The organism is Microcoleus sp. Pol10D4, assembly GCF_036701555.1.
Lineage (GTDB): Bacteria > Cyanobacteriota > Cyanobacteriia > Cyanobacteriales > Microcoleaceae > Microcoleus.
This window is the reverse complement of sequence record NZ_JAUBRA010000052.1, coordinates 14,110-40,963: the sequence shown is the minus strand read 5'-3', so window position 1 is coordinate 40,963 and position 26,854 is coordinate 14,110. Positions and strand designations below refer to the sequence as shown.

Here is a 26,854-nt window from a genome sequence, read left to right as displayed (position 1 = left end):
CTGAGTCACCCTCACTTAGTGAGAAGTGACAGAGACCGATCGCCCGAATCGATAAGGTAACTCTCCCTTGTCTGCCTCTGCGCGGTACAAGAGTTAATTCAAATTCGATCTCATTCAATAACCTTAAACTCTTGAAGCGCCGGAATGAAATTTTTATTCTCGTGGCTCGATCGACTAAGCTTAATCAAAGCAAATCGCTGTAGCGGCTGCAAACTCGCCCACTGTGGCAAAGAAATTGTCACGCCGAGCTCTTGCGCTTTTGCAGAAACAGACTCCGGTACAGTTGCAGCATCCATCCACGGGGGATTTTCATCAACCGCCAAATCAGTTCCTGGGTTGCCTGTGTGTTGAATTAATATTTGATTTAGCTTTTCTCGGTAATCAATAATTTCTGCTGGTGTCAAGCAAGGTTTTTCTACAAGGATTTGACGTTCTGCTTGGTTAAAATGATTCCAATCCTGCAACTTCAATTTAATGCCGCAAGTATCTAACTTGAGACGTACCTGCATCGGAATGCAGCGCAGGGCTTCTACAAAATCAGCTTCAAATTCAAAAAACATATATTTAGCAAGTTTATTTGAGTTGTGAATGATATTTTTTTTATTAACCGCAGAGGGCGCAGAGGGCGCAGAGTAAGAGAGGTGGGGGAAGGTGAAAAGAAATTGATGCAGGTTTATTGCTCTCTATCAATAATTGCAGAAAATCGAGTCAGCATTTATAATTAAATAATATTACAAACTATTGACATGGATACCGTAGACTACCTTCGGATTAGCTTGATAGACCGCTGCAACTTCCGCTGTCTCTACTGTATGCCGGAAGGTAGCGAGTTGGACTATGTATTGCAGCAGCAGTTGTTAACTCACTCGGAATTGCTAACTCTGTTGCGGGAAGTTTTTATACCCGTGGGATTTACGAAGTTTCGGTTGACGGGTGGGGAACCGCTGCTGCGGCCTGGGGTGGTGGAATTGGTAAGGTCGATCGCCTCGATGCCGGAAACGCGAGATTTGTCAATGACAACTAATGGCTTTTTGCTGGCGGGAATGGCGGAAAATCTCTACAATGCTGGTTTGCGCCGGATTAATATTAGTTTGGATTCCCTGGAACCGGAGACTTTTGATAAGATAATTGGCAGTCGGGGACGATCGCGATGGACACAGGTTTGGGAGGGAATTCAAGCGGCTTATCAAGCAGGATTCGACCCGCTGAAACTGAATGTGGTGGTAATTCCCGGTGTGAATGACAGCGAAATATTGGATTTAGCGGCGTTAACAATTAACCGGAATTGGCACGTTCGATTTATTGAGTTTATGCCGATCGGGAATGGGGATTTATTTGGCGATAAGGGTTGGGTAGCATCAGCAGATTTGCGACAACAAATTAGCGACAAATACGGGTTAGCCGAGTCGGGTGTGCGCGGAAATGGGCCGGCGGATGTGTTTCAAATTCCGGGGGCGAAGGGCACTTTAGGATTTATCAGCCAAATGTCCGAGTGTTTTTGCGATCGCTGCAACCGGATGCGTTTGTCTGCTGACGGGTGGCTGCGGCCTTGTCTGCTAAACGAAACCGGTCAAATTGACTTAAAAACTGCTTTACGGGATGGGGTGTCTACGGTTGAATTGCGCGATCGAGTGCGACACATATTAGAGATTAAACCGGAGATTAATTTCAAGCAGCGGGATTCGGGAACTACTCAAGGAAATTACAGCCGCACCATGTCTCAAATCGGCGGGTAAACTACCCGAAATCGATCGCTCTCAAAATACATTATACCTAAGACAAACTTTGTAAATCTTCCTCAGATAGCTGGGCTGTTTTCATCAAGGCTCTTAAGGTTCCAACTTTCAAATCTTGATTCCGGTGAACTGGAATTGACAAAATTTGTTCTATTTCGGCGTTTTCATAGATATGATGACTGCCAGTAACTCTTTTCAAAACCCAACCTTTCTGCTCTACTATTTTGCACAGTCGCTTTCCTGAAATAGATTTCATTTCATACAGCAATTTCAACAACTTTATCTGTGGAGGCAATTGCTTCACGACTATTAGCAACATCGAGCCAACCGACCATCGCATCTTTTAAATTAGCCACCACTTCTTCCATAGTATCTCCTTCGGTAATGCACCCGGGAAGTGCGGGAACTTCAGCCCAATAGCCACCTTCTTCTGCGGGATGGATGATTGCTCTAATTTTCATACATTTCTTCAGTCATTTGTTAAGGATATTATAACGATTATTAATAAATACAGGAAATTATAGTCGCCGCACCATGTCTCTAATCGGCGGCTAATTATCTCTTATCAGCGATAAGTCAGTCTGAACTAACGCCCTCGCCTTGCGCGCGGATCGATCATAAGCTGGCGTTACCTGTTTTAGGTCGCAGGACTTCGACATTCAACTCTAGTTTCTCTCCTAGCCACAAAGAATGTTTCGTATGGTCGGCCACATCGTCGCCTGTTTCAGGGTGAATGAGAATATCGAGCCCCTCACGATTCAGCATTAACCAGGGAACGACTTTGCCAAACTGGTCTGGTAAAAATGCAACTTGATACATTGCTTGCGGGTGGGGGCCAATGGGTTTGTCATGCCAACGCCCAAGCTGCACCTCAAACTGAGTCAATCCTTCTCGTACACGCGCTGCGGCATCGCGATTATCAGCGTCGAAGTAAATATGTCCATGAAAACCAACAATTTCGATGGTGTCTGCTTTCATCATTTTCAGTGGATTATTGAGCTGAGATCGACAACTTTATATTAGCTTAACTTGCTGGATATTTTATTCACTCCTGTAAACTCCTTAAGTTGATCTCTCCTCAGTCTTTGCTTTTTTTGTTTCATGCTACGACAATACCAGTATACTCTCTGCTTCTCTATCTCCAAACTGACTAATGATGTCGATTTCATCTCGCAGAATTTGAACAATTTTAGATGTTGAGCAATTGCCAACACGGAGATAAATAAATTTGGGAGGATGACCGTAAAGTAAACTCCGTTGATGAAAGTCAGAATCTTTGGAAACAATCACAAAATCATTTGCCTTTGCATATTCCCAAATTTCTGCATCATCAGTATTTGTCAGTCCTAGGGTCTTGACATGAGCAGAATCGGGATACAAACCGATAATTCTTTGAAGAATTCGGTCTGAGAGGTTTTCGTCCAACAGTAGTTTCACAGGGATGCCACAAATAACTTTTTTTCACGATCTGCGGCAAAAGCAAGGCAGGCTTTGATGTCTGCCGAAGTTAATTCTGAAAAATCTTCCAGAATTTCTGCTTCCGTCATGCCACCGGCGAGATATTCTAAGATGTCGTAGACGGTGATTCGCATTCCCCGAATACATGGTTTGCCACTGCGTTTTCCCGGTTCAATTGTGATGATGTCGTGGTAGTCCATAAAGCAATATTTTGTACTAATAAGCGTAATTATACCTGTAAATAATCCTGGTTTGTTGAGGTCAGGATTTCAGGTTTGAGCAAGTAGTGAGAAAAAAAGAACCCTGACGTTGAAAGTAGCCAAGGCGGATCAGTTTTCTCATGGTCTGCGGCAAAAGCAAGACAGGCTTTGATGTCTGCCGAATTTAGTAGGGTTTTCCACCAATAAGACTCCAAAATTGGCGGCAGTCCGATCGACACGGGGCGATCGACTCGACACCACAAGCAAGGCTAAAAAATGCACCATCTGGCGGGGTCTAGCGGGTTTTGGGATGATTCCACCTGTGGCAGTAGCAAGGCTGGCAGAGTTGCATCACAGGCAAAGTTTGCGGGTCTAGCGTGGGCCTAACGTCTGGCAAGGTTGCCACGGTCGGAGCGATCGGATTGGAGCGGTGGCGGTCTAGCTTTTTTCCGTCACACTCGCACGTCACAACCTACTGCTTTTTTAAAAACTGGGAGGGTGTGGGAGCGGTGGCACTGAGAGAGCGGTGAGTGCGGTTCGGAGCAAGTGTCAACACTGTACGGTTGGAGCGGTCGCGATGATTGTCCGTAAGGGCGATCGGCTGTACAGTTGCTACCGCTGCTATATCGTGGTTAAATTGTTAAAAAATGGCATTGCCTCAAATCTTGGTGTAAATATATGGAAGATTCTGATATTAATATTGCTAATGTTGAAATTATTGACTTAGCCTATACCTATACTAAAGATAATTTAAATCATATTAAGAGTCAGATTGACAATCTTAGATCGCGAGTAGCAACCTTTTTGGGTTTTGGGGGTGTGTTACTACGATTCATTCTAGAATTGTCAGATTCACAACCAAGTTACAAAATTACTAAAATATTAGCTTTCTTTACCTGTTTTTCTGCAATAACTTTATTGGGTTTGGCATCAATATCTAATTCTAAAGTAGATATTACATCTTATACAGATGCAACTGAAAACAATACAGATATATTTTTATATGAGCTTCCTGAACAATCTAAAAGTAAGTTTATACAACTGAATAAAGAATTAAGTGTAGACTATTTTACAACAGCCAATAAAATAAAAAAATTACTTAACCCCGCAATAATTTGTCTTGTGTTGAGTGCATTTTTATTTACTGTTAACGGTCTTTTAGTAAGTTTTTTTGGAAAATAATCACTTTCTTAAGTGTAGCACTTTCAAGTCCTCGGTCAGGATATGCCTGATTGTATTTTAAGCACTGCCACCGCTGCCTAAATCTTACCCTAAGCGTGTTTGGTACGGCTGCCACGGTCTGAGCGGTCACAGCGCGGTGAGTGCGGTTCGGATTTTTAGCGTTGTGTAGGACTGTTGCTAAAGTTGAATCGGTTCGTAGGTTTAGCAGATTTTTATTAAATGTCTATACATGAATGGTTGATGTGTGTTATAGTTCGTGTTTAAACATTAAAACGAAAAAATTCATGTCAGATTCTAATACAACTCTTGAATTCATTTACGAAAAGAAAGATGAGAATAATAATGTAGTTGCTAAACCTTACTATGGTTTATTGTTCAGTGACCAAGATGATGGCACTGCAATTTTAGATAATCCTGTCTGTAAAAATCGCGAGATTATCTTAGACCAATCTGTTGTTAAGTATTTAAAACAAATAGGGGAAAATATAAGGCTATATACTTTTCAATCTAATGCTAATAGGGAAATATGGTTTATTAACCCACTTCCTGAAACTAACATATCAATAGCACATAATGTGATTGGTTTTGTTAGTGGGGATATGATAGATGATGGCGAAAAGATAACTTGTACTAACGCGCTACTAAATCCGGTACTGGAGCAGCCGACCGATTAGTAATAGTTTAGACATCTAAATCAGGAAAAGTCTGTAATTTCCTGATTTAGCTGCAAGTGTGACAAGTTTTAGGCACAAAAATGTGATTGTAATACAGTAATTTAGGCTAGAAGAGGAGTGAATAGAAATGAAAATCATAAAAATTGCTCATGCTAACACAACTATTGATACTGAAAGTGAAAGAGAATCTTTTTCAATCAAAAACTATAACATAGAAAGTTTTTTGTTACAACAAGAGGCTGAAATTATACGACAAAGCGAAGAACAATTTGCAAAACTGTTAGAAGAAGAAGAAAACAAAGCTAAAGTTAAAGCTAGTCCTATTGATTTTATATTTAGTTTTCTGTCACCTACTGATAAGATAAAGGATGGTGAATTTAACTTTCTTGAAGCCTTGTCTACTCAATTTCCTAAGATGCTTATAAGAAAGACTATCGCAAATATTTTACCAAATATCGCTAGTCAAATGGAGAAAGTGGAAATTATATCGCTTGAGATGGCTAGAACAAAATATCCTAGAAGTCGCAATCTTTCAATTGGCACTTATACTCAACATCCCCGTGACGGTTTACGTCTGACTCGTCTTGAACATTATCATAAAAACTTAGCTTTAGAAAAGGATGATGAATTAATAGTGCTTCTCGGTCGGATGGGAGCTAAGTCGCTAAGAATTATGGAAATTGATAATGAACAGAAATCAGGTTCTATCAATACAGGAGTTGATACAGTTTTCGTTGATGCCCAGGGAGGTGCAAACCTTTCTAGTAAATTTGAGAGAAATAAAGATTTAGTTGTCACTTTTGAAGGTAATGTTGTTGATATAGATTCAGATTTGTTAGAGAACTCTTTATGGTTTTCTGATGACAGTAAACTACTTTCTATATTTGAAAGCCGACGATTTAATCTTAACAAAATACAAGAATACACTTTAAGAAACACTTACACAGAAACATTTGATTTTGATTTTAATTTAGCGGCTAAGTATTTAACAAATCAGGCTGATTTGAATGGTGAATATCAAACTATTAGTAAAAAAGAAAGATACTTTCATATAGAATTTGGAAAATTAAAATGAATGGTTAAAGAGGAAATACCGATTTTTTCACGTAATAGCAGGGTTTCTAGGGCTTAGGCGGGGATATTGGAGTTTCCCCGCCTAGCTTGATTTATAGATGTTTCAGCCTCTAAATCAGGATATGCTCTTATCCTGATTGAGTAAAATAACGTGCCTGATATTTGTCTTATTAACTGGTTCCCAGGCCTTAGCCTGGGAACCGAGATCCAGAGGCTCTGCCTCGCTAGCGGATAAAAACAAAAACAGGAGGCAGATGCTCATGGAATGTGTTCCCAGGCCTTAGCCTGGGAACGAGCAAACACCTACGCTTTGCGCTTCCGACGGCGAATCAGCACACTCATCACTTGGTTCAGATTAGCTGCACGTTGTAGGGGACTCCAATCGCCAACTTGGGCAAATCCCAGGCGGTAAGTAGTAGGACACAATTAATTACCCAAAATACCGCCTAAAAACCTTGCCTCTTCAAAAGGCTTGATGTAATTAATTGTGTCCGGTTACTTACAAGGTGAGTATGGTTTCCCTGACACCCTTGGGCGAACCTGTCACCGTTACACACACCACATCCTGTTCCGATTCTGCTGCTGAGCCGTCATTTGGCCGATCGAATTTGTTGTCGTCAGGCAAGAATTCCTGTGACATAATTATGTTCTCCTGGTTTTAGGTTTTCTAGAAAAACCCAAAAACCCAGCCGCCCCGCTTTTCAACGCATAGCAGGGCGGCTACAGAGAGTGTTATCATACTCCGTTAGCCTCCAGACTGCTGATACCAGTTTGGCGGTTAGCTGTCCATTGCTGTTGGTAGCAGCTTTGGGCAGTGCAACTAGATTTTTGGGCGACGCGGGCTACTTCCTCTACAAGCAAAGCAACCTCTAACTTCAAAGCGTAGCCGCAGACGGGGGCCTGTGTCAATCCATTTGGGATTTGGGATTTGGGAAAGGTGCGTCAGCTTTGAGATTGCTTCACTACGTTCGCAATGACAGAAAATCCTAGTACCTGCATCCAGGATTAACTGGTTCCCAGGCTGGAGTCCATTCGTGACAACTTAACGTCAAACCCAATCACAGACTGCTGTTTGACTATTAAGCTCAGATCCCCCCTAGCCCCCCTTAACAAGGGGGGGACAAGAGTCTTCTCAAAGTCAACCCCTACTCCCCTTCTTAAGGGGGATTTAGGGGGATCTAGACTTAGCTAAATGCGAGATTTATCAATGGTTTCACTCTTAATTTGTCACCAATGGGCTGGAGCCTGGGAACGAGCAATCGCCTACTTCCTAGGCTTTGCGCTACAGTTATAATATTAAAATCAATTTAAAAAGTGCGATCGACCCCGCTCTCATCAGCCCAAAAACTTGCACTCAAGGATAATTATGCTGCACAATCTTCAGCAATCTCACCAACAAGACATACAGACAATTACTCAAGTTTTGGCAAAAATCACCAACCGCACGGCGGATCAAATTAAACCATTACTAGATGCGATGCTCAAACAGCTAATTGAACCTCAACAACCTCCATTTTATGAAACAGCTACCCCAACAGAATGGTCAATAGCATTTCAAGAATGGGTTGACAGTCATCGTACCCTAAATCTCCCCACTCTTTCAGATGAAGCTATTAGCAGAGAGAGCATTTATGGAGACAGAGGTTAAATGCCGTTTCTCGTAGATACAAAATGCGCGGCTAGTTGCTGCTATGCTAGCTCATGGTTTAACCCATATCCTAACTTTTAACATTGCTGATTTCGCTCCTTATTCACAAATTACGGCTGTTAATCCTCTAACTGTAAAGCCTTGATTAATTAGGAATTTAACAGAAATGGTAAGGTGCGTCAGTTCGAGATTATCGATTGTTAGCGAAAATAACGGCAAGTGACGCACCCTACGACTCAACTTGGTGTTAGCAAAATTAGCTGTTTTGATAAGATCGATCGCACTTCATCCAATCCCATCTCCACATCCGCCAAAATCTCTCCCACAGTTTTGGTATTGCAAGCTTGCAAAAACTCAAATTCCGCACTTGACAAATTGAGCAATTGGTAGTTGCAATCAAACACTTGTTGACTAGGCCAACCGTGCATACAACCACTCAACTCTGGAATTGCCGCCAAAAGTGCCCGATCGTCCGACCAATCAATTTTATTAACAGGCTTTTTGCCCAAGAAAAACTCGTAATGAGTGATTTCCGTATCCAACAATTCAATTAATCGATAAAGCTCCCGTTCCGTCAAACCCTGAGCTCTTTCTATCAATTCCGGCGCTTTCCCCAAAAGTCTTTCTAACTGCCAATATCCCGGATTTGAGAAACCGATAAATTCCAATCCCGAAGCATCAATTAACTCGAACAAAGTCTCGATATTGTAGTCAATTTCCTGCGGGTGAACGTACATATCAGCAAAACATTCGTCCCGCTGATTTTCTCCTGCCCAACGCTGTTTTTCGTACTTGACAAGACGGTTGTTTTCTGGTAAAGAAGCAAAGATTTGACGACCGACTTTCACACCATCGGGATAGTCACCTTTTTGCGGGCCTTGAAGAAGTCCGATCGCCCTTTGCATCAGTTGAATCTCCCAGCGTCCGAGCTCAGCATACACAAAAATGTGCATCAAACCGCCGCTTGCCAACTTCGCCGCCAGCGCTTGAATGCCCCGAATCGGATCGGGTAAGTGGTGCAGCACGCCCACGCAGTTGATCAAATCAAACTCGCCCTCTAACTCGGCGGCATCGTACAGGCTGAGGTGGCGGAAATCAGCTTCGCGCGCCCCCGATCGGCGACAGCGTTCTTGTGCTACCTTCAAAGCACCTTCACTCAGGTCGATCGCCGTCACCGAAGCTTCAGGATTGAGGTGAATCAGATAATCGGTGCTCGAACCAGTGCCGCAGCCAGCGTCTAAAATCCGAATATCGAGTTTTGGCGGCTTTTGGCCAGTGCAAAAATTGTAAGCATCAGGCCAACTCCAGCGCCAGTTGTATCCTGGGGGCGGTTCATCTGACAAAGGATCGGGCGGGAAAGGGAAAGTATCGTAAAGCCGCCGCACGGCAGCACTGATATCAGGCGTAGTATCCATAAGTGAGGTAATAGTGCGTGGGTTTTGAGATTGGTTGTCAGTAGCTACGGGGTAACACGGCTACGCCAAGCACTTCTTTTGCTGCGTTACTCGCCACAAAAGTGTCGCTGCGCGATAGTTTGGCAAGCCTGAAACAGAGGGATCGGGCGATCGACTAACCCCTGGTAGCCAAGCCCTGACAGCTTCTGCGTAATAAAACTTATCATTTTTTCTCATATAAGCTCTCTTAAATCTATACAATAAATCTCGACAGGCTTTTTAACAAATAAGGACTGTCAATAACCCACCGCTGAACTGTCGGGTAAAGCGGAGGCGTCTTTCCGCAGAAAGTCAAAAGCCCCGAAACAGGCAGAAGAAAATTTTTGATTTTCTTTTCCTTTAATTCAAGGCACTGGCTACAATCGCCCAAAGGCAACTCTCCTGCCGAGTCTTTTTTTCCACGGGTATGCCGGCGGAGTGCAGCGGAGGGAGTACCCCGTGCCTGCCTTCGGATAGGACATTTCCCCGCAGGCAGAAAGATGAAACCAAAACATTTTAATCTAAGAAAGTAAGCGCGCCCGAACCTCGTGACAGGTAAAGGCAAAAAGTAAACAAAGCAAAAATACCTACTTTGACCTGCATCAGAAGGCAAGGTTAGTCTGGTTAAATGCTGCAACTATTTGGATAGGGAGCTAAGGAGTCTAATGACTGTAAAAGCAAGTGGTGGAAGCTCGGTTGCGCGTCCGCAACTATATCAAACTGTACCGGTCGCAACAATTTCGCAAGCAGAACAGCAAGACCGCTTTCTACAGCGGGGCGAACTCAGCGAACTGGCAAGTTATTTCAGTTCAGGGGCTCTTCGGATCGATATCTCTGCGACGCTGACCCAAAACTCGGAACTGATAGTATCCCGCGCAGCCAACCGGATTTTTACCGGCGGTTCCCCGCTGGCATTTTTGGAAAGACCACAAGAACCTGCGATGGCTGTAGCAGGCGCGGCTCGCCGCGGCTCGGCGAATGTCTCTGAAGGCATGAAACTGGGAAATGTCACCTACGTTGAAAGCCGCGCAGGCGGTGGCAACGGCGGTGGTGGCGGCGGTGGTTTCTTGGGGCTAGGAAATCTATTTTCTGGCAACGGTGGCGGCTACAGCGGCCCAATCCCCGCAGGATTTCAGCCGATCAATGTCTCGCGCTACGGCCCGGGCAACATGACCAAATCTCTGCGCGACTTGAGCTGGTTTTTGCGCTACATCACCTACGCAATTGTCGCTGGCGACCCGAACATTATTTCGGTGAACGTGCGCGGATTGCGGGAAATCATCGAAAATGCTTGCTCTTCGGCGGCCACAATTGTGGCAATGCAGGAAATGAAGGCAGCATCTTTGGGCTATTTCAGAAACAATGCAGAGGCAAGTGCGATCGTCGGACAGTATTTCGACGTAGCAATTACCGAATTCAAAGCTCCCACACCTTCAGACAAGGTGCGGCAGCGCGAAAGCAACGACCAGCAAGGCTTGCAACTGCCTCAAATTTACTTCAACGCAGCCGAGCGACGGGCGAAATTCGTCATGAAAACCGGTCTGTCTTCGGCAGAAAAGCTAGAAGTAATCAAAGCAGCTTACCGCCAAGTATTCGAGCGCGATATTACCCGCGCATACAGCCAAAGCATTTCTGACTTGGAATCCAAGGTCAAAAATGGCGAAATCTCGATGAAAGAGTTTATTCGCCGCCTTGGCAAATCTCCTCTGTACCGTCAGCAATTCTACGAGCCGTTTGTCAACAGCCGCGCTGTAGAACTTGCCGCCCGCCACTTCCTCGGCCGCGGTTTGAGCTCGCGGGAGGAATTTAGCAAGTATTTTGCGATCGTCAGCAAAGGCGGCCTGCCAGCCCTGGTAGACGCGATGGTTTATTCCCAGGAGTATTCCGATTACTTCGGCGAAGAAACAGTGCCTTACCTGCGCGGTTTGGGCCAAGAAGCTCAGGAGTGTCGCAACTGGGGCCCGCAAATTGATTTGTTCAATTTCAGCGCTCCGTTCCGCAAGGTTCCTCAGTTCATCACCTTGTTTGCTGGCTACAACCAGCCTCTGCCAGACCAGCACGTTTACGGTGTTGGCAATGACCCCTTAGAAATTCAGTTCGGCGCGATTTTCCCGAAAGAAACTCGCAACCCCAAGAGCCGTCCGGCTCCCTTCGGCAAAGACACTCGCCGTATCCTGATCCGTCAAGGTGCAGGTATTGACAATCAGTTGAGCAATCCGGCGGCTCGCGGTGCTGCTCCCGGCTCTCTCGGCCCCAAGGTCTTTAAATTAGATCAGTTACCGAGCAACTATGTTGCTTCCAAGAAAACTGCCCGCGGTGTCTCTAGCAGCTACAGCAATGCTTCCAGTGTCAAATTTACCGAAAGTTCCACACAAGCGGTGATTCGGGCTGCTTACCTGCAAGTGTTTGGTCGCGATGTGTTCGACGGCCAGCGCCAAAAGGTAGCGGAAATTAAGCTGGAAAACGGCGAGATTCCGATGCGCGAGTTTATTCGGATGTTGGCGAAGTCGGACGTGTTCCGCAATATGTACTGGAGCAAGCTCTACGTTTGTAAGGCGATCGAGTACATTCACCGCCGACTCCTGGGACGCCCTACCTACGGCCGTCAGGAAATGAACGCTTACTTTGACATTTGCGCCAAGAAGGGTTTCTACGCGCTGGTCGATAGCATCATGGACAGCATGGAGTACAACGAAGCTTTTGGGGAAGATACAGTTCCCTACGAGCGCTATGTGACTCCCGGTGGTTTGTCGATGCGGACGATGCGATCGGGTTCCGTCGCTGAGCAAAATCTCCAAGCTCAGACGCCAGAAACTCCTCGGTTTATCGAACTCGGTGCAGCAGGCAATCGAGGCGATATCGAGTTGCAAAGTCGGATTGCTCAAGGTGTCAGCAAGCGGCGTGAACAAACTAAGATGTTCAAGCTGACGACTACTTCGGACAAAGTAGCTTTGAAAACTTTAATTCAAGCTGCTTACCGTCAAATTTTTGAACGCGATTTAAACCCCTACGTTGTGAAGAATGAATTCACGGCGCTGGAAAGCAAACTGGGCAACAATGAAATCAATCTCAAGGAGTTCATTGAGGCTTTGGGCTGCTCGTCGCTGTACATCAAACAGTTCTACGCACCTTATCCCAATACTAAGGTGATTGAGTTGGGTACGAAGCACTTCTTGGGCCGTGCTCCTCGCAATCAAGCGGAGATTCGGACTTATAACCAAATCTTGGCAAGTAAAGGGATTAAGGGCTTTATCAACGCGATGTTGAACAGCGTTGAATATGCGGAGGCTTTTGGTGAGGATACTGTTCCTTACCGCCGCTTTCCGACTCTACCGGCTGCTAATTTCCCGAATACCGAAAGGCTGTACAACCAGTTGACTAAGCAGAATGGTGAAATTGTGGTTCCGAGTTTTGAGCCTGTGGCTGCGATCGACAGAAGCTAGATTGATTTGAGGTTTGAGATGTTAGATTACTGCTAATTTAACATCTCAAATTAGTTGAAGGGCTGGTATAATTGCCAGCCCTTTTTTTATAGGATATTCACTTTGGGCGATAGAGGTCGCGGAGGATTGTGATTTTGTAGTAAGAGACTGGATATCGTTTCTTACATCCAAAATCTTTAAGTGTTTTTCTCGTTCCCACGCTGAGCCTGGTAACGCATATCCAGAGGCTCTGCCTCGTGTTTATACAATTATTGAAATTGGTAAAATTCTAGCATCAGTTTTATTCTTGGCTGTAGTTTTTCCCAACTTTCAAGTTTACGTTGTTGCTAGCCAGAGGCTGGTTACAGGTCAAAACCACGCTTCAGGAGGTGTACCTGAACGAATGGTAAGATTTATGGAAAATAGCGCTGTCAGTCGATTTTAGATTTTAGATTTTAGATTTACTCCACAGATGAATCTCTGACCTTGAATAAGAGCCTAAAATCTTGATCTCTCTACGACTGTTGTCCTTCGCAAGTATCGGTTTTTGCTCGGTGCCAAATCTGCTGAATCGGTGCAGCCAACAGTTTTAAATTTGCCACTGGATTTGCTGCTGCAATTTGATTTGAGGTTTGAGATTTGAGTTGATCTTGACTTGATAACCGCATCGGGGCGGGTGCAAGTTCCCGCCCTTTATCTATTCGGTTAACCGTACTCAAATAGCCACTTTGACGCGAGAACATTATCGCCCACTCTTCGTCGTTTATTTCAATATACAAAATCGTGGCACAGACAGATCGATTGCCTAGTTATCGGGTATTAGTGACTTCCCTTCATTCCCTGTGGGCAAAAATTAGGTATAATTGGTTAGCGCCTATTATGATAAAAATTTCCCCAAAAAATACCACGCTAGGTCAGATATAAAGCGCAATAGTGATGAGCCATTCCCAATCTCAAATCTAAAATTGTATGAGCTACATCAAGATATTGACCGCAAAATAAAACAGCAGAATAAACGAACCACTTGTTCTGATTAGTCAAGTAGCGAAACGAATAAGCTATTAGGGCATAATGTAGTTTTGAGCGAACAGGGTATGGAACTAAATTTACAGAAATTTTATAGCGCCTGCAATCCTAGCTACACCCTGGCAGTAGCAAATCAACAAGACCGACAATACTATATCGATTTCTCTTCAGTGCGGGGTGGCACAATCGTCGAACAATTGGAGCGTACCATCAGCCGTCTGTCCCCCGATGCACCTACCTGTCAATTATTCACCGGTCACATCGGCTCTGGTAAATCAACAGAATTGCTGCGGCTGCAAGCTCAATTGCAGCAACAAGGATTTCATGTTGTTTATTTTGAGTCGAGTAAAGACTTAGACATGGCAGATGTAGATATCACTGACATTTTGTTGAGCGTTGCTCGTCAGGTGAGCGAAAGCATCGAGAAAATGAAAATTAAGCTGCAACCGACGGGTTTTAAAGCTTTGCTTAAAGGGATTGCTGATGTTTTTCAAACTCAAATAGACTTGAGCGCGGAAGCTAATGTTCCGGGTTTTGGGGAAATAAATGCCAGCACGGAGGGAGAATTTTCTCTGGCGTTGGGAATTGGCAAAATTACTGCTAAAGCGAAAGATGCTCCGAATCTGCGATCGGAGTTGAGGCAATATTTGGAGCCGCGAACTAACGTAATTTTAGATGCGCTTAATAAGGAGTTACTGGAGCCGGCTAATCAAGAACTCAAACGCCAAGGGAAACAAGGACTTGTAGTAATTATCGACAATCTCGATCGCATACACCTGTGCACGAAACCGACGGGGCGACTGCAGCCGGAATACCTTTTTGTCGATCGCGGCGAACAATTGGCAAGACTAAATTGCCACGTCGTGTATACAATTCCTTTGGTGCTGATTTTCTCTAACGATTTGGGCCAGTTGACCAATCGATTTGGGGTAGATCCGAAGGTTTTGCCGATGGTGCCGGTGCAGTTGAGCGACGGTTCAGAGTGCTCTGAGGGTGTGGAATTGCTGCGGCAGATGGTTCTGGCGCGGGCTTTTCCGACGGTGCATCCTTCGCAGCGCTATGCTTTGGTGGGCAAAGTTTTCGACTCTGCGGAAACTCTCGATCGCCTGTGTCGAGTCAGCGGTGGTCATGTCCGCAATTTGCTGCAACTACTGTATGGCTGTCTGCAGAAACAAGACCCTCCTCTGTCGCGGGAAACTTTGGAAAATGTGATCGTCCAGCGCCGCCACCAGCTTACTTTGGCGATCGAACCTGATGAGTGGCAATTGCTGCGCCAAGTATCCGTTACCAAAACTGTGAACGGGGAAACTAAATACCAAATATTGCTGCGGAGTCTCTGGGTGTTTGAATACCGTTACGGCGAAGATTATTGGTTTGATGTCAATCCGATTTTGGCTGACGCCAAAGAGTTTCGGCAAACAGTTGACAGTTAACAGTTGACTGTTTACAGTCACTCGGCGAGGAAAATCGCTTCTGAACCAACGAGATTCACTCCTAGCTGACTAAAGAATAAGGGCCCAACTGTAGCAGGATCTGGTATGAAAACTAACAAAACTCAATAGTCAACAGTCAACAGTCAACAGTCAACAGTCAACTAACAAAAATGATTAAAGGCACTACTAAACTGTTGGGAGTAATTGGTCATCCCGTCGAACATTCTCTGTCGCCGGCGATGCACAATGCTGCTATTTCCCACTTGGGAGTCGATTTTGTTTACCTGCCGTTTCCGGTAAAACCAGAGGATTTAAAAGCTGCTCTTGCAGGATTTGCGGCGATCGGCGTTCGGGGATTTAGCATCACGATTCCGCACAAACAAGCCATCTTACCCCTGCTGTCGGAAGTTTCCCCGATCGCCCGAGCGATCGGCGCAGTCAATACCGTATACCTGACTGACAAAGGTTGGTGCGGCACAAATACTGACGTTGAAGGCTTTCTCGCGCCGCTGCAAACCCCCCCAACCCCCCCTTACCAAGGGGGGGCTAAAGAGCCGACATCTCCCTTAGAAAGCGGCAATACGGCTGTGGAATCATGTCCCCCCCCTTACCAAGGGGGGGCTAGGGGGGGTTCCGATTGGAGTCAGAAAGTAGCAGTAATTTTGGGAAATGGCGGGGCCGCGAGAGCTGTTGTGGCTGGATGTGCTCAATTGGGATGTGCAGAGATTCACGTTGTCGGCCGCAGCGAATCAAATTTAGCGGAATTTCAGCAGAGTTGGGTCAATTCTCCAATGCCCGTGCAGAATTTGCAGGTGCATACTTGGGATAATTTGTCAAGTTTAATCTCGCAGGCAGATTTGCTGGTGAACACGACGCCTGTGGGGATGTATCCGCAGGGGGAAAAGTCGCCGGTTGCCGCTGGTGAGATCGATCGAATTTCAGCAGGTGCGATCGTCTATGATTTAATTTACACCCCTAATCCTACCCAGTTTCTCAAAGATGCACAGCTTCGGGGAGCACGAGCTATTGACGGACTCGAAATGCTAGTTCAACAAGGAGCAGCCGCCTTAAAAATTTGGCTGGATAAAGAATCCGTCCCAGTCGATGTGATGCGCCAAGCCTTGCGACAGCATTTAGGTCTAGACTAATGCCATTTCTTCAAAAAGTAGCTGTAGTTTTCAGAATTCATATAAGTAGGAATTTGAGGCTGAATTCGCGCTAAGCTGAGAATTAAAATATACTTGCCCCGCCATTTATGAAATTTCGAGCTATCAGCCTTTTTTTTGCTACTTGCCTAATCGGAATTTTTAGTTTGGTATTCACTCCACCTGCTTGGGCTCTGACGCAGATTAAACTTTCCGACCTTTCTTATCGCGAATGTCCGGCAGAAATGGGAGAAGGAACAGTCACCAGCGGCAGTTCTATGGAAGCTACCTGCTTTTTGATTACTGGGAAAGCTGAAAATAGCACCGGTAAACCAGTTGTTAATGCCGATATTTTCGGCCGCATTTATGATGCCGACGACAATCCGGTGATGCAAAACCGCACTCGCTTGGGTTCTATAGAAGAAGTTCCTCCCGGAGTTAGCGATTTTCAGCTCAGAATTTCCGTTGCAGCCAATCAACGAACACCTTTGAAACTCAAGCAATTTAAAGCTACAGGTTTTACTGGCGTGGTTCGGCGCTAACGAAACTCTTGGAGATTTTGGGTTGGCTGCCGGTGAAATTGCGATGCAGTTTTCGATTTTCGATTGTTGAGTAGCCGGCAATTTCTCATTTCTAATTTACGATTAACTCCCCAGCTTTTCAACCGGGGAGTTAATCTAAAAATGTCAAATCTAAAATTTAGTTGCCGGCAGCTAGGTCGGCCAAACAATTTACGCTCGATGCTTAAAAACTTAAGCTTTTCAAACTACAAGGATGTTTGCAAGCTGGTCAAAAGACCGATCAAGAATTCCGCTCCGAACTGAAGTACAAAAAACGCAATCAGTGGTGAAAAGTCAATCCCTCCCAAGGGGGGGATAATCGAGCGGAATAGATTGAGGTAAGGATCTGTTAACTGACTCAAAATCGAAAACGGGGGGTCGTACCAATTGATGTTAGGGAACCAGCTTAACAGCACCCGAATAATCATCAGGGCTACATAGATTTGCAGAAATGTGGACAGCGTGGTTGCCAAAAGGCCTATTGAAGAACTCATAAATTTTGCTTGTAGTTTGAGTAAAGTTTACAGACACTTTAACTGTGAGTTTAGCATAGCTGGAGGAGTGGGGGGAGTGGGAGTGGGGGGAGTGACAGAGGAGGGAGAGGCTTAGATGGGGAGAGGGGGAGCGTTTTTGTTGTTCCTTGTTCCTTCTATCTCCCCCTTTTGGCTGGAAAGATGAAGAGAGAAATGTGCGACAGTTGACCGATCGCCCGCATCGATCTGCCAGACTAATCTAAAATTTTAAATGGATTCAGGAGTCTTGGGCGATCGAACCCTCGCCGCCCGGCGCCGGCGCGTTGCCGTTTACGTCGCCGAGTTGCAGCCGCACGTCATCTATTGCCTGATTTAGCTGGGCAATTTTATCTTCTAAACTCAGCCTTGCTACTTCCATGCTGTCGGCTTCGAGTTGACTGGCTTTCCTCTGGCGGATCTTTCTTGTCTTTGCTTCTGAAGGTTCACTCAGCAAAGCTTCAGCAGCGCGCCGCGACAGCACCGCGCCCAAAACTGCACCCACCAAGCCGCCAACTGCGGCTCCGGCAATAAATCCCCCTGTAAAACCCTCTCGATTGCTCATGGATCAACTCAACTGCGCGATATTTCTTTGATTTGTTTATTTTGACACTCTCCCGGTGAGAAAGCGGCAGACGATCGTTCGATTTTAGATTTTAGACTTTTGATTAAAGAATTGAGAGGGTGATCGGGAAAATGAGCCGGAGGGACAAAAGCCCAAAGGGGCATCAAGCCGGTTAGTTGTCAGGTAAGGCGAGAATTCCGACTTCCGAGTTAAAGCGGATCATTTCCAAAGATCGATCGCCATAAAGATCTTCAATGTGTTCCAAGCAGCACTCGATCGCGAAATCGTTCAATTCAGTCGGCTCAACGCCGTACATATCCTGAAACACCTCTGAGTCTACCCGACAAAAGCGCGGTCGATCGGCATAAATTCCGCATTCTCTGGTGGTTTTGTCAAAATTTATACACCAACCGTCATCTCCGACTAAGCTCAAATAGACCGCTAATTCGTCTTCAGATAAATACTCGTCTAAGTCAGGGCGCTCTGTTGGGTCGAGGTAACAACAAGCACCGCACTGCTTTACGCAACGCCAAGTAGCCATAGTTTGATTTTAGATTTTAGATTTTAGATTTTAGATTTTAGATTCGGAGCATTGTGTGGAAAATGCCAAACTTTAGGAAATTGGGGCTCTTAAAGTATATCAATTGCCAGGGCCCGCCGGAGACGGATATCCCGAAAGGGGGTTCGATTTGAGATTTGAGATTTGAGATTGGGGGGAGTTTCCGGGAAGGGGCATCAAGTCCCTGGTTTCCTGTGACTGAGAGGTCGATCGTAGTTTACATTTTGTTGAATTTTGTAAAGTTCCTTAAAAAATATGGTCGATCGCCCGGTAAAATCAGAAGCGGATTTTCTAATTCAACAATCTAGACTTAATCACTACAGTCAGGAGGACAAATGGACTTTATAACCGATCTTTTCAGTGGTCTGGGTGGTGTAGACTACCAACTCATTGTTCAGGTAGCTTTACTCGCAGCCGTCGTGCTTTCTGGCCCGATCGTGATTTTTCTCTTGGCAGCTAAAGGCGGCGACCTGTAATTATAGCACGCTCCGGGGCGATCAAGAGTTGGGAGTTTTGAGTTTTAAATTATTCAAAATTCACAACGCTCGATCGCCAATTTTCCCAGCAGCACGAGCTTTCTTATCAAATAGCGACTTATCAAATACCAAGGGCGTGTTTAGCAGTTTGAATCAAATTCTCAAAAAAAGGTAGAGATACATCGACTTCTCTAGCATCTTTGCGGGAGTTACCTAACAAACCGATGTTTTGTCCGGGTGCAACAGCCAAAACTTGCCCTTGAGAGTTGCGAATTCTCAATTCCTCGATCGAACCGGCGGGAGACAGACTGCAAGAATAAGTGCGATCGCAATAATCAAACTCAACTTTTCCGAACATCGGCTGCCTGGAACTAGCAACACTTGCGGGCAACCGGACGCCCAACAATTCTAACTCCACCGATGTCTTGCCATTAAAACTATTTTCCCGCAATCGGTAAGCAATATCAACCCGCCGAGGCAAAGGAAAATATTCCCCCCAACGCCAAGCAATCGCCTTCACACTAGCCGATACATTTCCATCTTGAGTTGCAGTTAGTTTAACGTGACCTCCTTTACCAACAATTTTCTGTTCAGTTATGCAAACATTAGGTGTCCAAAATACAGGAGCCTTATTTTCAATCCCGCAAGGTTCCAGAGCATCAATTTGTCGGTAAAGGTCTAGATTAATCTCAGCTAAATCCGCTCGCACGTCAACTGAAACCAGCGGTTTTAGGTGTTCCGGTTGCAAACATTGATTTGCAAAAATTGACAGTTGATTGCGGAATTGTTCTAGATTATCAGCCGGCATAGAAAAACCGCCCGCCGCTTTGTGCCCGCCAAATTTAGTTAATAAATCCGCGCAAAAATTCAGCCCGTCAAATACATTAAACTCAGGAATTCCCCTCGCCGAACCCCGAACAATTTTATGGGCTACCGTCTCTACAGCCTCGTTTTCGCCAGCCTCATCCTCAAAAGTACCAATAAACACAGGTACGCCGTAGCGTTCCACCAACCGAGACGCCACAATCCCGATCACCCCGTGGTGCCAACCGGGTTGCACGACAACTAAAACTCGTTCTTGCTGCAAATCGAGATCACTTTTCTCGCACCAAGCGATAGCTTCTTGCTCAATTTCCTGGCACAACTCCTGCCTGCGCTGATTAATTTGTTCGCACTGCATCGCGTTTTTGAGAGCCAATTCGCGATCGTCCGTAGTCAGCAACTCTATCACAATTTGAGGATCAGCCAGCCGCCCCACAGCATTAATCCGGGGCCCAAGCCGAAAACCAATATCTTCAGGCTTTAACGTATTGCTAGCTTGGCTTTTTGAATTCAGAAGAGGTAAACTTTCCGCACTTCCCGGCTGGACTCCAGCTACCTGAATCAAAGCCTGAATACCCGCCAATTGCGAGTGAGGTAACAGCCGCAAACCCCGCTTCACCCAGCGCCGGTTAACTCCAGTCAAAGGCGCTAAATCCGCAATAGTTCCCAACGTGAATAACTCCAGCAGTGGATTCACTAATCCCCCAACTTTCTGCATATCCTGAGCCAAAGTAATAGCCAAAACATAAGCAACGCCTACGCCAGCCAAACCGCGATATGGCGAAGATTCAGCGATTAATTTCGGGTTGAGAATAGCATCGGCAGGCGGCAGTTTTGGAGGTAAATCGTGGTGGTCTGTAATAATAACTTTGACACCGAGTTCTCGCGCTCTAGCAACCGGGCCGTAGGCTGCAATTCCGTTGTCAACCGTGAGAATGAGAGCGACACCTTCGGAGTGAAATTCTTCTACAATGCGATCGTTAATCCCATAACCTTCTCGCATCCGGCTGGGAATAGCATAATCCACATTCGCGCCCAGAGCCCTGAGAGCTCGTAGCAACAAAGCCGTACTCGTCATCCCGTCAGCATCGTAGTCGCCGCAAATAGCAATTTTTTGCCCTCCCGAAATCGCCTCCCGCAACAATTTGACACTCGCAGCCAAATCTGGAAACTCATCGGTTGGCGCGGGCAAAACCAGAGATTCCGGTTCGATAAACCCTTGCACTTCTTTCAGAGAATCGATGCCCCGGTTAATCAGTACCTGTGCCAGCAAGGGCGACAAACCGATTTCAGTGGCAAACTGTTCGGCTTGCTGTGGTTGAGGCGAATAAATTTGCCACCGTTGGTTTGGCAATCGGTGAAAATGCGGGGGCACAGATGTCGGTAGCTCTTGCACGGAAGCTGAGGTTTAAAGATACATAGTTAATCTTACCGAATTAAGTTCCTCCGTGAATCAATTGTAGATTTTAGATTTTAGGTTTTAGATTGAGCGTAAAGATGAGTTTTTTGGGTAAAATCCAAAGGTTGTTTGTAGGAAAGCTTTTTTTGGAAGCTCTCACCCCACCCAAATAGGGATACAAGCGCTGACAGCAGTCGTAGAGACCAAAAATTTTAGACCTAAGTTCAAACCCTCCAGATTTATCTGTGGAGCCAATCTAAAATCTCGAATCTCCAATCGACTGGTGACAGCCAAAGAACTAAGTTTACCAGGCATTTGCGCTGCCCGCGCTAGGGCGGGGCTAATTTAATTTAATGAGGAGACTTGCATGAGTGGCGATCGACCGCCTTGGTTTAAAATTGCATTACAGGTTCGGGGGTCTGTCATTCCCTCAATTTTGCCCCGCGTTTTGCTGTGCGGCAGCTTTGGAGTTTTTATTTCCGTGCTGCACTTTTTTAAGTTGCCTGTTTCCATGCCCATTTTATCGAGTATTGTACCGAGTATTGTCCTGGGTTTACTGTTAGTTTTTCGGACAAATACAGCCTACGAAAGATTTTGGGAAGGTCGAAAAGCTTGGGGAACTTTAGTCAATAATGTCCGCAATTTAGCGCGCCAAATCTGGGTAGCCATTGAGGAAAAAGACCCGAAGGATATAGAACTCAAAAAGTCAGCCCTGCGCCTGTTACCTGCCTTTGCAGTGGCGATGAAACTGCACTTGCGGCAACAATCAGTCAATCCAGAGTTGGAGCCGTTAATGTCGCCAGCGCAGTACCAAAAGCTCAAATCAATGAACAATCCGCCCCTAGAAATTGCCTTTTGGATTGAGGATTATATGCACGAGCAGTACGAGCGCAATTGCCTGGATGTCTATCAGTTAACTGCTATGAATCAGTTGCTCAATTCTATGATAGATGTATTAGGAGGCTGCGAGCGGATTTTGAAGACGCCTATCCCTTTGGCTTACGCGATTCACCTGAAACAACTATTGTTGCTTTACTGTTTGGCACTGCCCTTTCAAATGGTGAAAGATTTGACTTGGGGAACTGGCTTAGTTGTGGCTTTAATTAGTTTTACTTTGTTCGGCATCGAAGAAATCGGCATTGAAATAGAAAATCCCTTCGGGCACGATGCCAATGATTTGCCTTTAGACAATATTTGTGCTGCCATGCAGCGCAATATCGACGATTTAATTTCTTTATCTCCTAGCGTTCACGAACAGGTGAAAGATAAGTAGAGTCATTCCATTTTATATTTTAGATTTTTGATTTTAGATACCAATCGAAAATCTAAAATGGTATAACCTACTGGTTAATTTCTAACAATCAACCGCATTAACCCAGCCAATACTAACAATACAGGCATCAGCCAATCTCCCCACCGCACGTACAAAGTCCGAGTTTGCCGCCGATAAATAGTAGCATCTCGGACTTCATAGGTATTAATTCCAGACTTCCAAACTGTCTCGCCGCGAGGATTTACAAAAGCAGAGTAACCCGTATTAGTTGCGATAGCTGCCCATCTATCAGTTTCAATTGCCCGCATCACATCGAGAGCATGATGTTGAGCCAACATTGGCGGTTTGTAATGGGCATTGTTGGAAGCGGTGATCATAAATTCGCCTCCATTCGCCGCCTGATATCGGAAATTTTCAGCAAAGGCTGAATCGTAACAAATTCCAACAATGGCGCGACCAAACGGCGTATCAAACAATTGTTGAGAATTGCCGGGTACTAAATGAGCATCTAAGGGAGAAAGCCGATTAATAATCCCGCCTAAAATTTCGTAAAAAGGGATATATTCGCCTAAAGGCACTAGCTTTAGTTTATCGTAGCGGCCGACAATTTCTCCTGTGCGATCGATCGCCAATAAGCTGTTAGTGATACTATTATCTTGCTGTCCGAATCCTCCAACCCAAGCGACAACGCCGCGTTCGAGAATAGCTTTGTAAAAGGAAAGAGTAGAACGTTGATACTCATTGGTCCAGATAAAAGGCAAAGCCGTCTCTGGAATTAACACAGCATCGACTTTCCTGTCGGCTAACTCTTTGTATCCACTGGTGTAACCTTCCAAAGCGCGCCCCCAACCCCCTGAATCAAACTTAATCTCGTTAGGAATATTGCCTTGAATAATGCCAATTTTTAAAGCTGTTGCGGCTTCTTGATTCAAAGGGCGATTGTATAAACTCCATCCTGCAATATGCAAAACTAAACACAAACTAGCAGGCAAAATATAAGCAATCCAATTCTTCCTTCTTCCTTCTTCCTTCTTCCTTCTTCCTTCAATAAAAGCTTCTGCGATTAAGCCATTTACTGCTACAATAGCGGCTGTTACTGCGCTGGGCCCGGAGAGTTGACCGAGGTGCAATATTGCTAAATTGTGCGGGCTTTGCGTATATGATAGGGATGTCCACCACAGCGAACCTGTACTCCAAATACTTTCTAAGGCGCACCATAAAGCTGTGCCAATTAAAACGCGAGTTAATGCTGAAAATTGAGAGCTACCCGCGCCAGCACCCCCTTGTAAAGGGGGGGAGTTAAGAATAAGATCGGAGCTACCCGCGCCAGCCACCCGTTGTAAAGGGGGGGAGTTAAGAATAACAATAGGATTTTTGCCGGGTAAAGTGAGGGAGTTGAGAATTACAAATAGCCACGCCCAAACGGCGACTAAGGCGGCTCCCCAGAGGGTGATGAATGCCCAGCAAAAAAGTGCGATCGCCAAACTCGGCCACCAAGGAACTCCCAACCAAGTCATCGGGTGAATTCCCATAATCCAAGATAAAGCTAATCCGTGATAGCCAATTCCCCAGAGTGAAGGAAGAAGGAAGTTCGGCAACGAGCACTGTACAAGATGTAACGGATGGATGTTGAGGAAAGAAGGAAGAAAGAGAAATTTTTGTTTTTGTTCTTCTATTTTTGGGTTTTCATAACTGACAACCAAAACCCACAGGGGAGCTAATGCTACCCAAGCCAATAGCCAAGCATTTACTGGTGCGGTTGTCAATGCCATCAAAATGCCGCTGAAAAGTGCGATCGCCCAGGCTAATGTTTTGGATTTATGAACCGTGAGTTTTTCAAATTTGTGCCTGTTAAATATCGCCACTTTGATGATTGCCAAAAATAATAATTCTTAATCAATATATCAGATCGATCGGGAAGTTCGGCAAGGTGCAGTGTATGGGATTTAACCGATTTAGGAATGAAAAATCAATAACTTTCACAATTAAACCCCAGAAGCCTTGATACAAGGTAAACTATTGCTCTATTAGTCACCTTATTTATTTTTCATTCCTTAATGGATTTAACAGAAGGAAATCTATCAAATTCTACTTGCCCAAACAAAAAGCGCCCCTATTTCTAGGAGCGCTTTTTGTTAATCAAAAGCTAAATTTAGCCGTTGATGGAAGGAGCAACCATTGCTACTGGGGTGACTTCACCGGCGGCTAAGTCGAGGGGGAAGTTGTGAGCGTTGCGCTCGTGCATTACTTCCATACCCAGGTTAGCGCGGTTGATGACATCAGCCCAAGTGTTGATCACGCGACCTTGCGAGTCGATAATCGATTGGTTGAAGTTGAAACCGTTCAAGTTAAACGCCATCGTGGAAATACCCAAAGAGGTAAACCAGATACCGACTACTGGCCATGCACCTAACAAGAAGTGCAAAGAACGGCTGTTGTTAAAGCTCGCGTATTGGAAGATTAACCGACCGAAGTAGCCGTGGGCTGCAACGATGTTGTAGGTTTCTTCTTCTTGACCGAATTTGTAACCGTAGTTCAAAGATTCAGTTTCGGTTGTTTCGCGAACCAAAGAAGATGTTACCAAGGAACCGTGCATGGCGGAGAACAGAGCACCGCCGAAGACACCAGCCACTCCCAACATATGGAAGGGGTGCATCAGGATGTTGTGCTCTGCTTGGAACACGATCATGAAGTTGAATGTGCCGGAGATACCCAAGGGCATACCGTCAGAAAAGCTGCCTTGTCCGATCGGGTAAATCAAGAATACTGCGGTTGCTGCTGCTACTGGTGCAGAGTAAGCGACGCAGATCCAAGGACGCATTCCTAAGCGGTAGGACAGTTCCCATTCACGACCCATGTAGCAGAAAATGCCGATCAGGAAGTGAAATACTACCAATTGGTAGGGGCCGCCGTTGTACAACCATTCATCGAGGGAAGCTGCTTCCCAGATGGGATAGAAGTGAAGGCCGATCGCATTAGAGGAAGGAACAACAGCACCAGTAATGATGTTGTTGCCGTACATCAATGAACCTGCAACTGGTTCGCGGATGCCGTCGATGTCCACAGGAGGAGCCGCGACGAAGGCAATAATGTAGCAGACGGTGGCACTCAGCAGAGTAGGAATCATCAGAGTCCCGAACCAACCCACATAAATGCGGTTGTCCGTGCTAGTTACCCAATTGCAAAACTGCTCCCAAACGTTGCCACTTTCGCGACGCTGTACGGTTGTTGTCATTTGGTTTATGATTGCTTAATTGAATTTTCAAGGTTCGTTGTGGGGATGCCCCACACTTATATTAGTAACACCATTCTCTAAAGTTTGCCAAGGGATTACTGCTGATAAGTTAAATGTTTTACAAACATTTACAAACCTTGATTTTTAGTAAAGATTTATGGTTATTTATCAAGTAATTTTACAGAAAGAACACGGCTTAAGTACAGCGAACAGAAGTGCTGAATCTATTGTATGTAAGGTGGTTCAGCAGTTCGAGCCAATTATTTGGGTTCAGGTCGAGATTCTTTCTATTTAAATATCTCTTAATTAGGTATTGAAGAGATTTTTTTTAATATTTATTCACATATAACCTGTGGATTCTTAGATCGTAATTTTTTAGCGGTAAAATAGTGAAAACCTGGTGTCTCGTGCGATCGGGCTGCATTCTCAATAATCTCCAATCCACCGGGTTTATTGACGAAAGAAGAAACCCGGTTTCTGAGGCGCTTGGCAATAGAAATCAACCGGGTTTCCGAGGATGAGTCCGTAACTTCTGAGTAAAAATTAGCCTTTAGCCTGGGGGCCACTTCATCTGCCGTCCGCCGAGAATGTGAAGGTGGAGGTGGTCTACAGTTTGGCCGCCGTCGCTGCCGCTATTAATGACGACGCGATAGCCGTTGCTAAGTCCGAGTTGTTCTGCTACCCGTTTGACAGTCAGCAGCAAGTGTCCCATGAGAGCATGATCTTGCGACTCGGCATCCGCTAATTTGGCAATAGGCTGTTTGGGAATGACGAGGATGTGGACGGGTGCTTGCGGATGGATATCTCTGAACGCCAGGGCCAAGTCGTCTTCATAAACGATGTCTGCCGGAATCTCTTTACGGATGATTTTACTGAAAAGCGTTTCTTGAGTTGTCATGGGTGTTAACGAAGTTCGGCAACGGATTTTGTAACGGATGTAACGGATGTAACGGATGTCGGGAAGAGGGAAGACCCAGCAGGAGAGAGGGAAGAGGAGAAAAAGAAGAGACAAGGAAAAGTTTTTC

General features: G+C 45.3%; 29 protein-coding genes. 11 read left to right on the top strand and 18 right to left on the bottom strand.

Annotated features, from left to right (window positions below):
• Positions 1 to 110: 110 nt before the first annotated feature.
• The gene (locus QUA36_RS22520) at positions 111 to 560 is read right to left on the bottom strand and encodes a nitrate reductase associated protein (RefSeq protein ID WP_333459168.1); all 450 of its coding nucleotides are present in this window, start codon (positions 558 to 560) and stop codon (positions 111 to 113) included.
• Between the two features lie 186 nt (positions 561 to 746).
• Between QUA36_RS22520 and moaA the strand changes: the two genes are divergently transcribed.
• On the top strand, positions 747 to 1,736 hold the full coding sequence (gene moaA, locus QUA36_RS22515) for a GTP 3',8-cyclase MoaA (protein WP_333459167.1): 990 nt from the start codon (positions 747 to 749) through the stop codon (positions 1,734 to 1,736).
• 37 nt (positions 1,737 to 1,773) lie between these two features.
• Here the strand turns inward: moaA and QUA36_RS22510 are convergent, their stop codons facing one another.
• From QUA36_RS22510 to QUA36_RS22490, 5 genes are all read right to left on the bottom strand, one after another.
• On the bottom strand, positions 1,774 to 1,992 hold the full coding sequence (locus QUA36_RS22510; protein ID WP_333087963.1) for a type II toxin-antitoxin system HicA family toxin: 219 nt from the start codon (positions 1,990 to 1,992) through the stop codon (positions 1,774 to 1,776).
• 1 nt (position 1,993) lies between these two features.
• A complete protein-coding gene (locus tag QUA36_RS22505; RefSeq protein WP_333087965.1) occupies positions 1,994 to 2,197 on the bottom strand; it encodes a type II toxin-antitoxin system HicB family antitoxin in 204 nt (67 codons plus the stop codon).
• A gap of 154 nt (positions 2,198 to 2,351) precedes the next feature.
• Positions 2,352 to 2,717 (bottom strand): DOPA 4,5-dioxygenase family protein, encoded by a 366-nt coding sequence (locus QUA36_RS22500; RefSeq protein ID WP_333113873.1) that lies wholly within the window; start codon positions 2,715 to 2,717, stop codon positions 2,352 to 2,354.
• A gap of 123 nt (positions 2,718 to 2,840) precedes the next feature.
• The gene (locus tag QUA36_RS22495) at positions 2,841 to 3,173 is read right to left on the bottom strand and encodes a DUF5615 family PIN-like protein (RefSeq protein WP_333113875.1); all 333 of its coding nucleotides are present in this window, start codon (positions 3,171 to 3,173) and stop codon (positions 2,841 to 2,843) included.
• On the bottom strand, positions 3,170 to 3,394 hold the full coding sequence (locus QUA36_RS22490) for a DUF433 domain-containing protein (protein ID WP_106332354.1): 225 nt from the start codon (positions 3,392 to 3,394) through the stop codon (positions 3,170 to 3,172). Before QUA36_RS22490 ends, QUA36_RS22495 begins: the two co-directional genes overlap by 4 nt.
• Before the next feature lie 678 nt (positions 3,395 to 4,072).
• On the opposite strand from QUA36_RS22490, the gene QUA36_RS22485 reads away from it, so the two are divergent.
• From QUA36_RS22485 to QUA36_RS22475, 3 genes are all read left to right on the top strand, one after another.
• Positions 4,073 to 4,576, top strand: a complete 504-nt coding sequence (locus QUA36_RS22485; protein ID WP_333113876.1) for a hypothetical protein — start codon at positions 4,073 to 4,075, stop codon at positions 4,574 to 4,576.
• Positions 4,577 to 4,860: 284 nt separating this feature from the next.
• On the top strand, positions 4,861 to 5,250 hold the full coding sequence (locus QUA36_RS22480) for a hypothetical protein (RefSeq protein WP_333113877.1): 390 nt from the start codon (positions 4,861 to 4,863) through the stop codon (positions 5,248 to 5,250).
• Positions 5,251 to 5,377: 127 nt separating this feature from the next.
• Positions 5,378 to 6,325, top strand: coding sequence for a hypothetical protein (locus tag QUA36_RS22475; RefSeq protein WP_333113879.1), 948 nt, complete (start codon positions 5,378 to 5,380; stop codon positions 6,323 to 6,325).
• Between the two features lie 498 nt (positions 6,326 to 6,823).
• On the opposite strand, the gene QUA36_RS22470 is transcribed toward QUA36_RS22475, so the two are convergent.
• On the bottom strand, positions 6,824 to 6,964 hold the full coding sequence (locus QUA36_RS22470; RefSeq protein ID WP_333113881.1) for a hypothetical protein: 141 nt from the start codon (positions 6,962 to 6,964) through the stop codon (positions 6,824 to 6,826).
• Positions 6,965 to 7,059: 95 nt separating this feature from the next.
• Complete coding sequence (locus QUA36_RS22465) at positions 7,060 to 7,233, bottom strand: hypothetical protein (RefSeq protein ID WP_333227457.1); 174 nt, start codon at positions 7,231 to 7,233, stop codon at positions 7,060 to 7,062.
• 457 nt (positions 7,234 to 7,690) lie between these two features.
• Here QUA36_RS22465 and QUA36_RS22460 point away from each other — a divergent pair, with 457 nt between their 5' ends.
• Positions 7,691 to 7,972: a hypothetical protein gene (locus QUA36_RS22460; protein ID WP_333459166.1), complete on the top strand. Its 282-nt coding sequence runs from the start codon at positions 7,691 to 7,693 to the stop codon at positions 7,970 to 7,972.
• Between the two features lie 236 nt (positions 7,973 to 8,208).
• On the opposite strand, the gene QUA36_RS22455 is transcribed toward QUA36_RS22460, so the two are convergent.
• Both QUA36_RS22455 and QUA36_RS22450 read right to left on the bottom strand, forming a co-directional pair.
• Positions 8,209 to 9,387, bottom strand: coding sequence for a class I SAM-dependent methyltransferase (locus tag QUA36_RS22455; RefSeq protein WP_333459165.1), 1,179 nt, complete (start codon positions 9,385 to 9,387; stop codon positions 8,209 to 8,211).
• Positions 9,388 to 9,447: 60 nt separating this feature from the next.
• Positions 9,448 to 9,603, bottom strand: coding sequence for a hypothetical protein (locus QUA36_RS22450; RefSeq protein ID WP_333162876.1), 156 nt, complete (start codon positions 9,601 to 9,603; stop codon positions 9,448 to 9,450).
• 467 nt (positions 9,604 to 10,070) lie between these two features.
• Between QUA36_RS22450 and QUA36_RS22445 the strand changes: the two genes are divergently transcribed.
• On the top strand, positions 10,071 to 12,848 hold the full coding sequence (locus tag QUA36_RS22445; RefSeq protein WP_333459164.1) for a phycobilisome rod-core linker polypeptide: 2,778 nt from the start codon (positions 10,071 to 10,073) through the stop codon (positions 12,846 to 12,848).
• Between the two features lie 494 nt (positions 12,849 to 13,342).
• Here the strand turns inward: QUA36_RS22445 and QUA36_RS22440 are convergent, their stop codons facing one another.
• A complete protein-coding gene (locus QUA36_RS22440; RefSeq protein ID WP_333459163.1) occupies positions 13,343 to 13,606 on the bottom strand; it encodes a hypothetical protein in 264 nt (87 codons plus the stop codon).
• Positions 13,607 to 13,921: 315 nt separating this feature from the next.
• Between QUA36_RS22440 and QUA36_RS22435 the strand changes: the two genes are divergently transcribed.
• The 3 genes from QUA36_RS22435 (at position 13,922) to QUA36_RS22425 (ending at position 16,973) form a co-directional block, all read left to right on the top strand.
• A complete protein-coding gene (locus QUA36_RS22435) occupies positions 13,922 to 15,286 on the top strand; it encodes a P-loop NTPase fold protein (RefSeq protein WP_333459162.1) in 1,365 nt (454 codons plus the stop codon).
• 170 nt (positions 15,287 to 15,456) lie between these two features.
• On the top strand, positions 15,457 to 16,434 hold the full coding sequence (locus tag QUA36_RS22430) for a shikimate dehydrogenase (protein WP_333459161.1): 978 nt from the start codon (positions 15,457 to 15,459) through the stop codon (positions 16,432 to 16,434).
• A 107-nt stretch (positions 16,435 to 16,541) separates the two neighbouring features.
• On the top strand, positions 16,542 to 16,973 hold the full coding sequence (locus tag QUA36_RS22425; protein ID WP_190657424.1) for a hypothetical protein: 432 nt from the start codon (positions 16,542 to 16,544) through the stop codon (positions 16,971 to 16,973).
• 224 nt (positions 16,974 to 17,197) lie between these two features.
• On the opposite strand, the gene QUA36_RS22420 is transcribed toward QUA36_RS22425, so the two are convergent.
• The 3 genes from QUA36_RS22420 to QUA36_RS22410 form a co-directional block, all read right to left on the bottom strand.
• Positions 17,198 to 17,485: a YggT family protein gene (locus QUA36_RS22420; RefSeq protein ID WP_333162866.1), complete on the bottom strand. Its 288-nt coding sequence runs from the start codon at positions 17,483 to 17,485 to the stop codon at positions 17,198 to 17,200.
• Positions 17,486 to 17,741: 256 nt separating this feature from the next.
• Positions 17,742 to 18,065, bottom strand: a complete 324-nt coding sequence (locus QUA36_RS22415) for a hypothetical protein (RefSeq protein WP_333459160.1) — start codon at positions 18,063 to 18,065, stop codon at positions 17,742 to 17,744.
• A 172-nt stretch (positions 18,066 to 18,237) separates the two neighbouring features.
• Positions 18,238 to 18,606, bottom strand: a complete 369-nt coding sequence (locus QUA36_RS22410; RefSeq protein WP_333459159.1) for a YkgJ family cysteine cluster protein — start codon at positions 18,604 to 18,606, stop codon at positions 18,238 to 18,240.
• A 353-nt stretch (positions 18,607 to 18,959) separates the two neighbouring features.
• On the opposite strand from QUA36_RS22410, the gene psb30 reads away from it, so the two are divergent.
• On the top strand, positions 18,960 to 19,100 hold the full coding sequence (gene psb30 / locus QUA36_RS22405; protein ID WP_015175616.1) for a photosystem II reaction center protein Ycf12/Psb30: 141 nt from the start codon (positions 18,960 to 18,962) through the stop codon (positions 19,098 to 19,100).
• A gap of 121 nt (positions 19,101 to 19,221) precedes the next feature.
• Here the strand turns inward: psb30 and recJ are convergent, their stop codons facing one another.
• The gene (recJ, locus tag QUA36_RS22400) at positions 19,222 to 21,318 is read right to left on the bottom strand and encodes a single-stranded-DNA-specific exonuclease RecJ (protein WP_333459158.1); all 2,097 of its coding nucleotides are present in this window, start codon (positions 21,316 to 21,318) and stop codon (positions 19,222 to 19,224) included.
• Positions 21,319 to 21,688: 370 nt separating this feature from the next.
• On the opposite strand from recJ, the gene QUA36_RS22395 reads away from it, so the two are divergent.
• A complete protein-coding gene (locus QUA36_RS22395; protein WP_333162857.1) occupies positions 21,689 to 22,594 on the top strand; it encodes a bestrophin family ion channel in 906 nt (301 codons plus the stop codon).
• A 74-nt stretch (positions 22,595 to 22,668) separates the two neighbouring features.
• Here the strand turns inward: QUA36_RS22395 and lnt are convergent, their stop codons facing one another.
• The 3 genes from lnt to QUA36_RS22380 all read right to left on the bottom strand — a co-directional run bounded on the left by lnt (position 22,669) and on the right by QUA36_RS22380 (position 26,727).
• The gene (gene lnt, locus QUA36_RS22390) at positions 22,669 to 24,459 is read right to left on the bottom strand and encodes an apolipoprotein N-acyltransferase (RefSeq protein WP_333459174.1); all 1,791 of its coding nucleotides are present in this window, start codon (positions 24,457 to 24,459) and stop codon (positions 22,669 to 22,671) included.
• Between the two features lie 287 nt (positions 24,460 to 24,746).
• Positions 24,747 to 25,829, bottom strand: coding sequence for a photosystem II q(b) protein (gene psbA, locus QUA36_RS22385; protein WP_333459157.1), 1,083 nt, complete (start codon positions 25,827 to 25,829; stop codon positions 24,747 to 24,749).
• Between the two features lie 550 nt (positions 25,830 to 26,379).
• Positions 26,380 to 26,727, bottom strand: a complete 348-nt coding sequence (locus QUA36_RS22380; RefSeq protein ID WP_333162855.1) for a histidine triad nucleotide-binding protein — start codon at positions 26,725 to 26,727, stop codon at positions 26,380 to 26,382.
• Between the last annotated feature and the right edge of the window lie 127 nt (positions 26,728 to 26,854).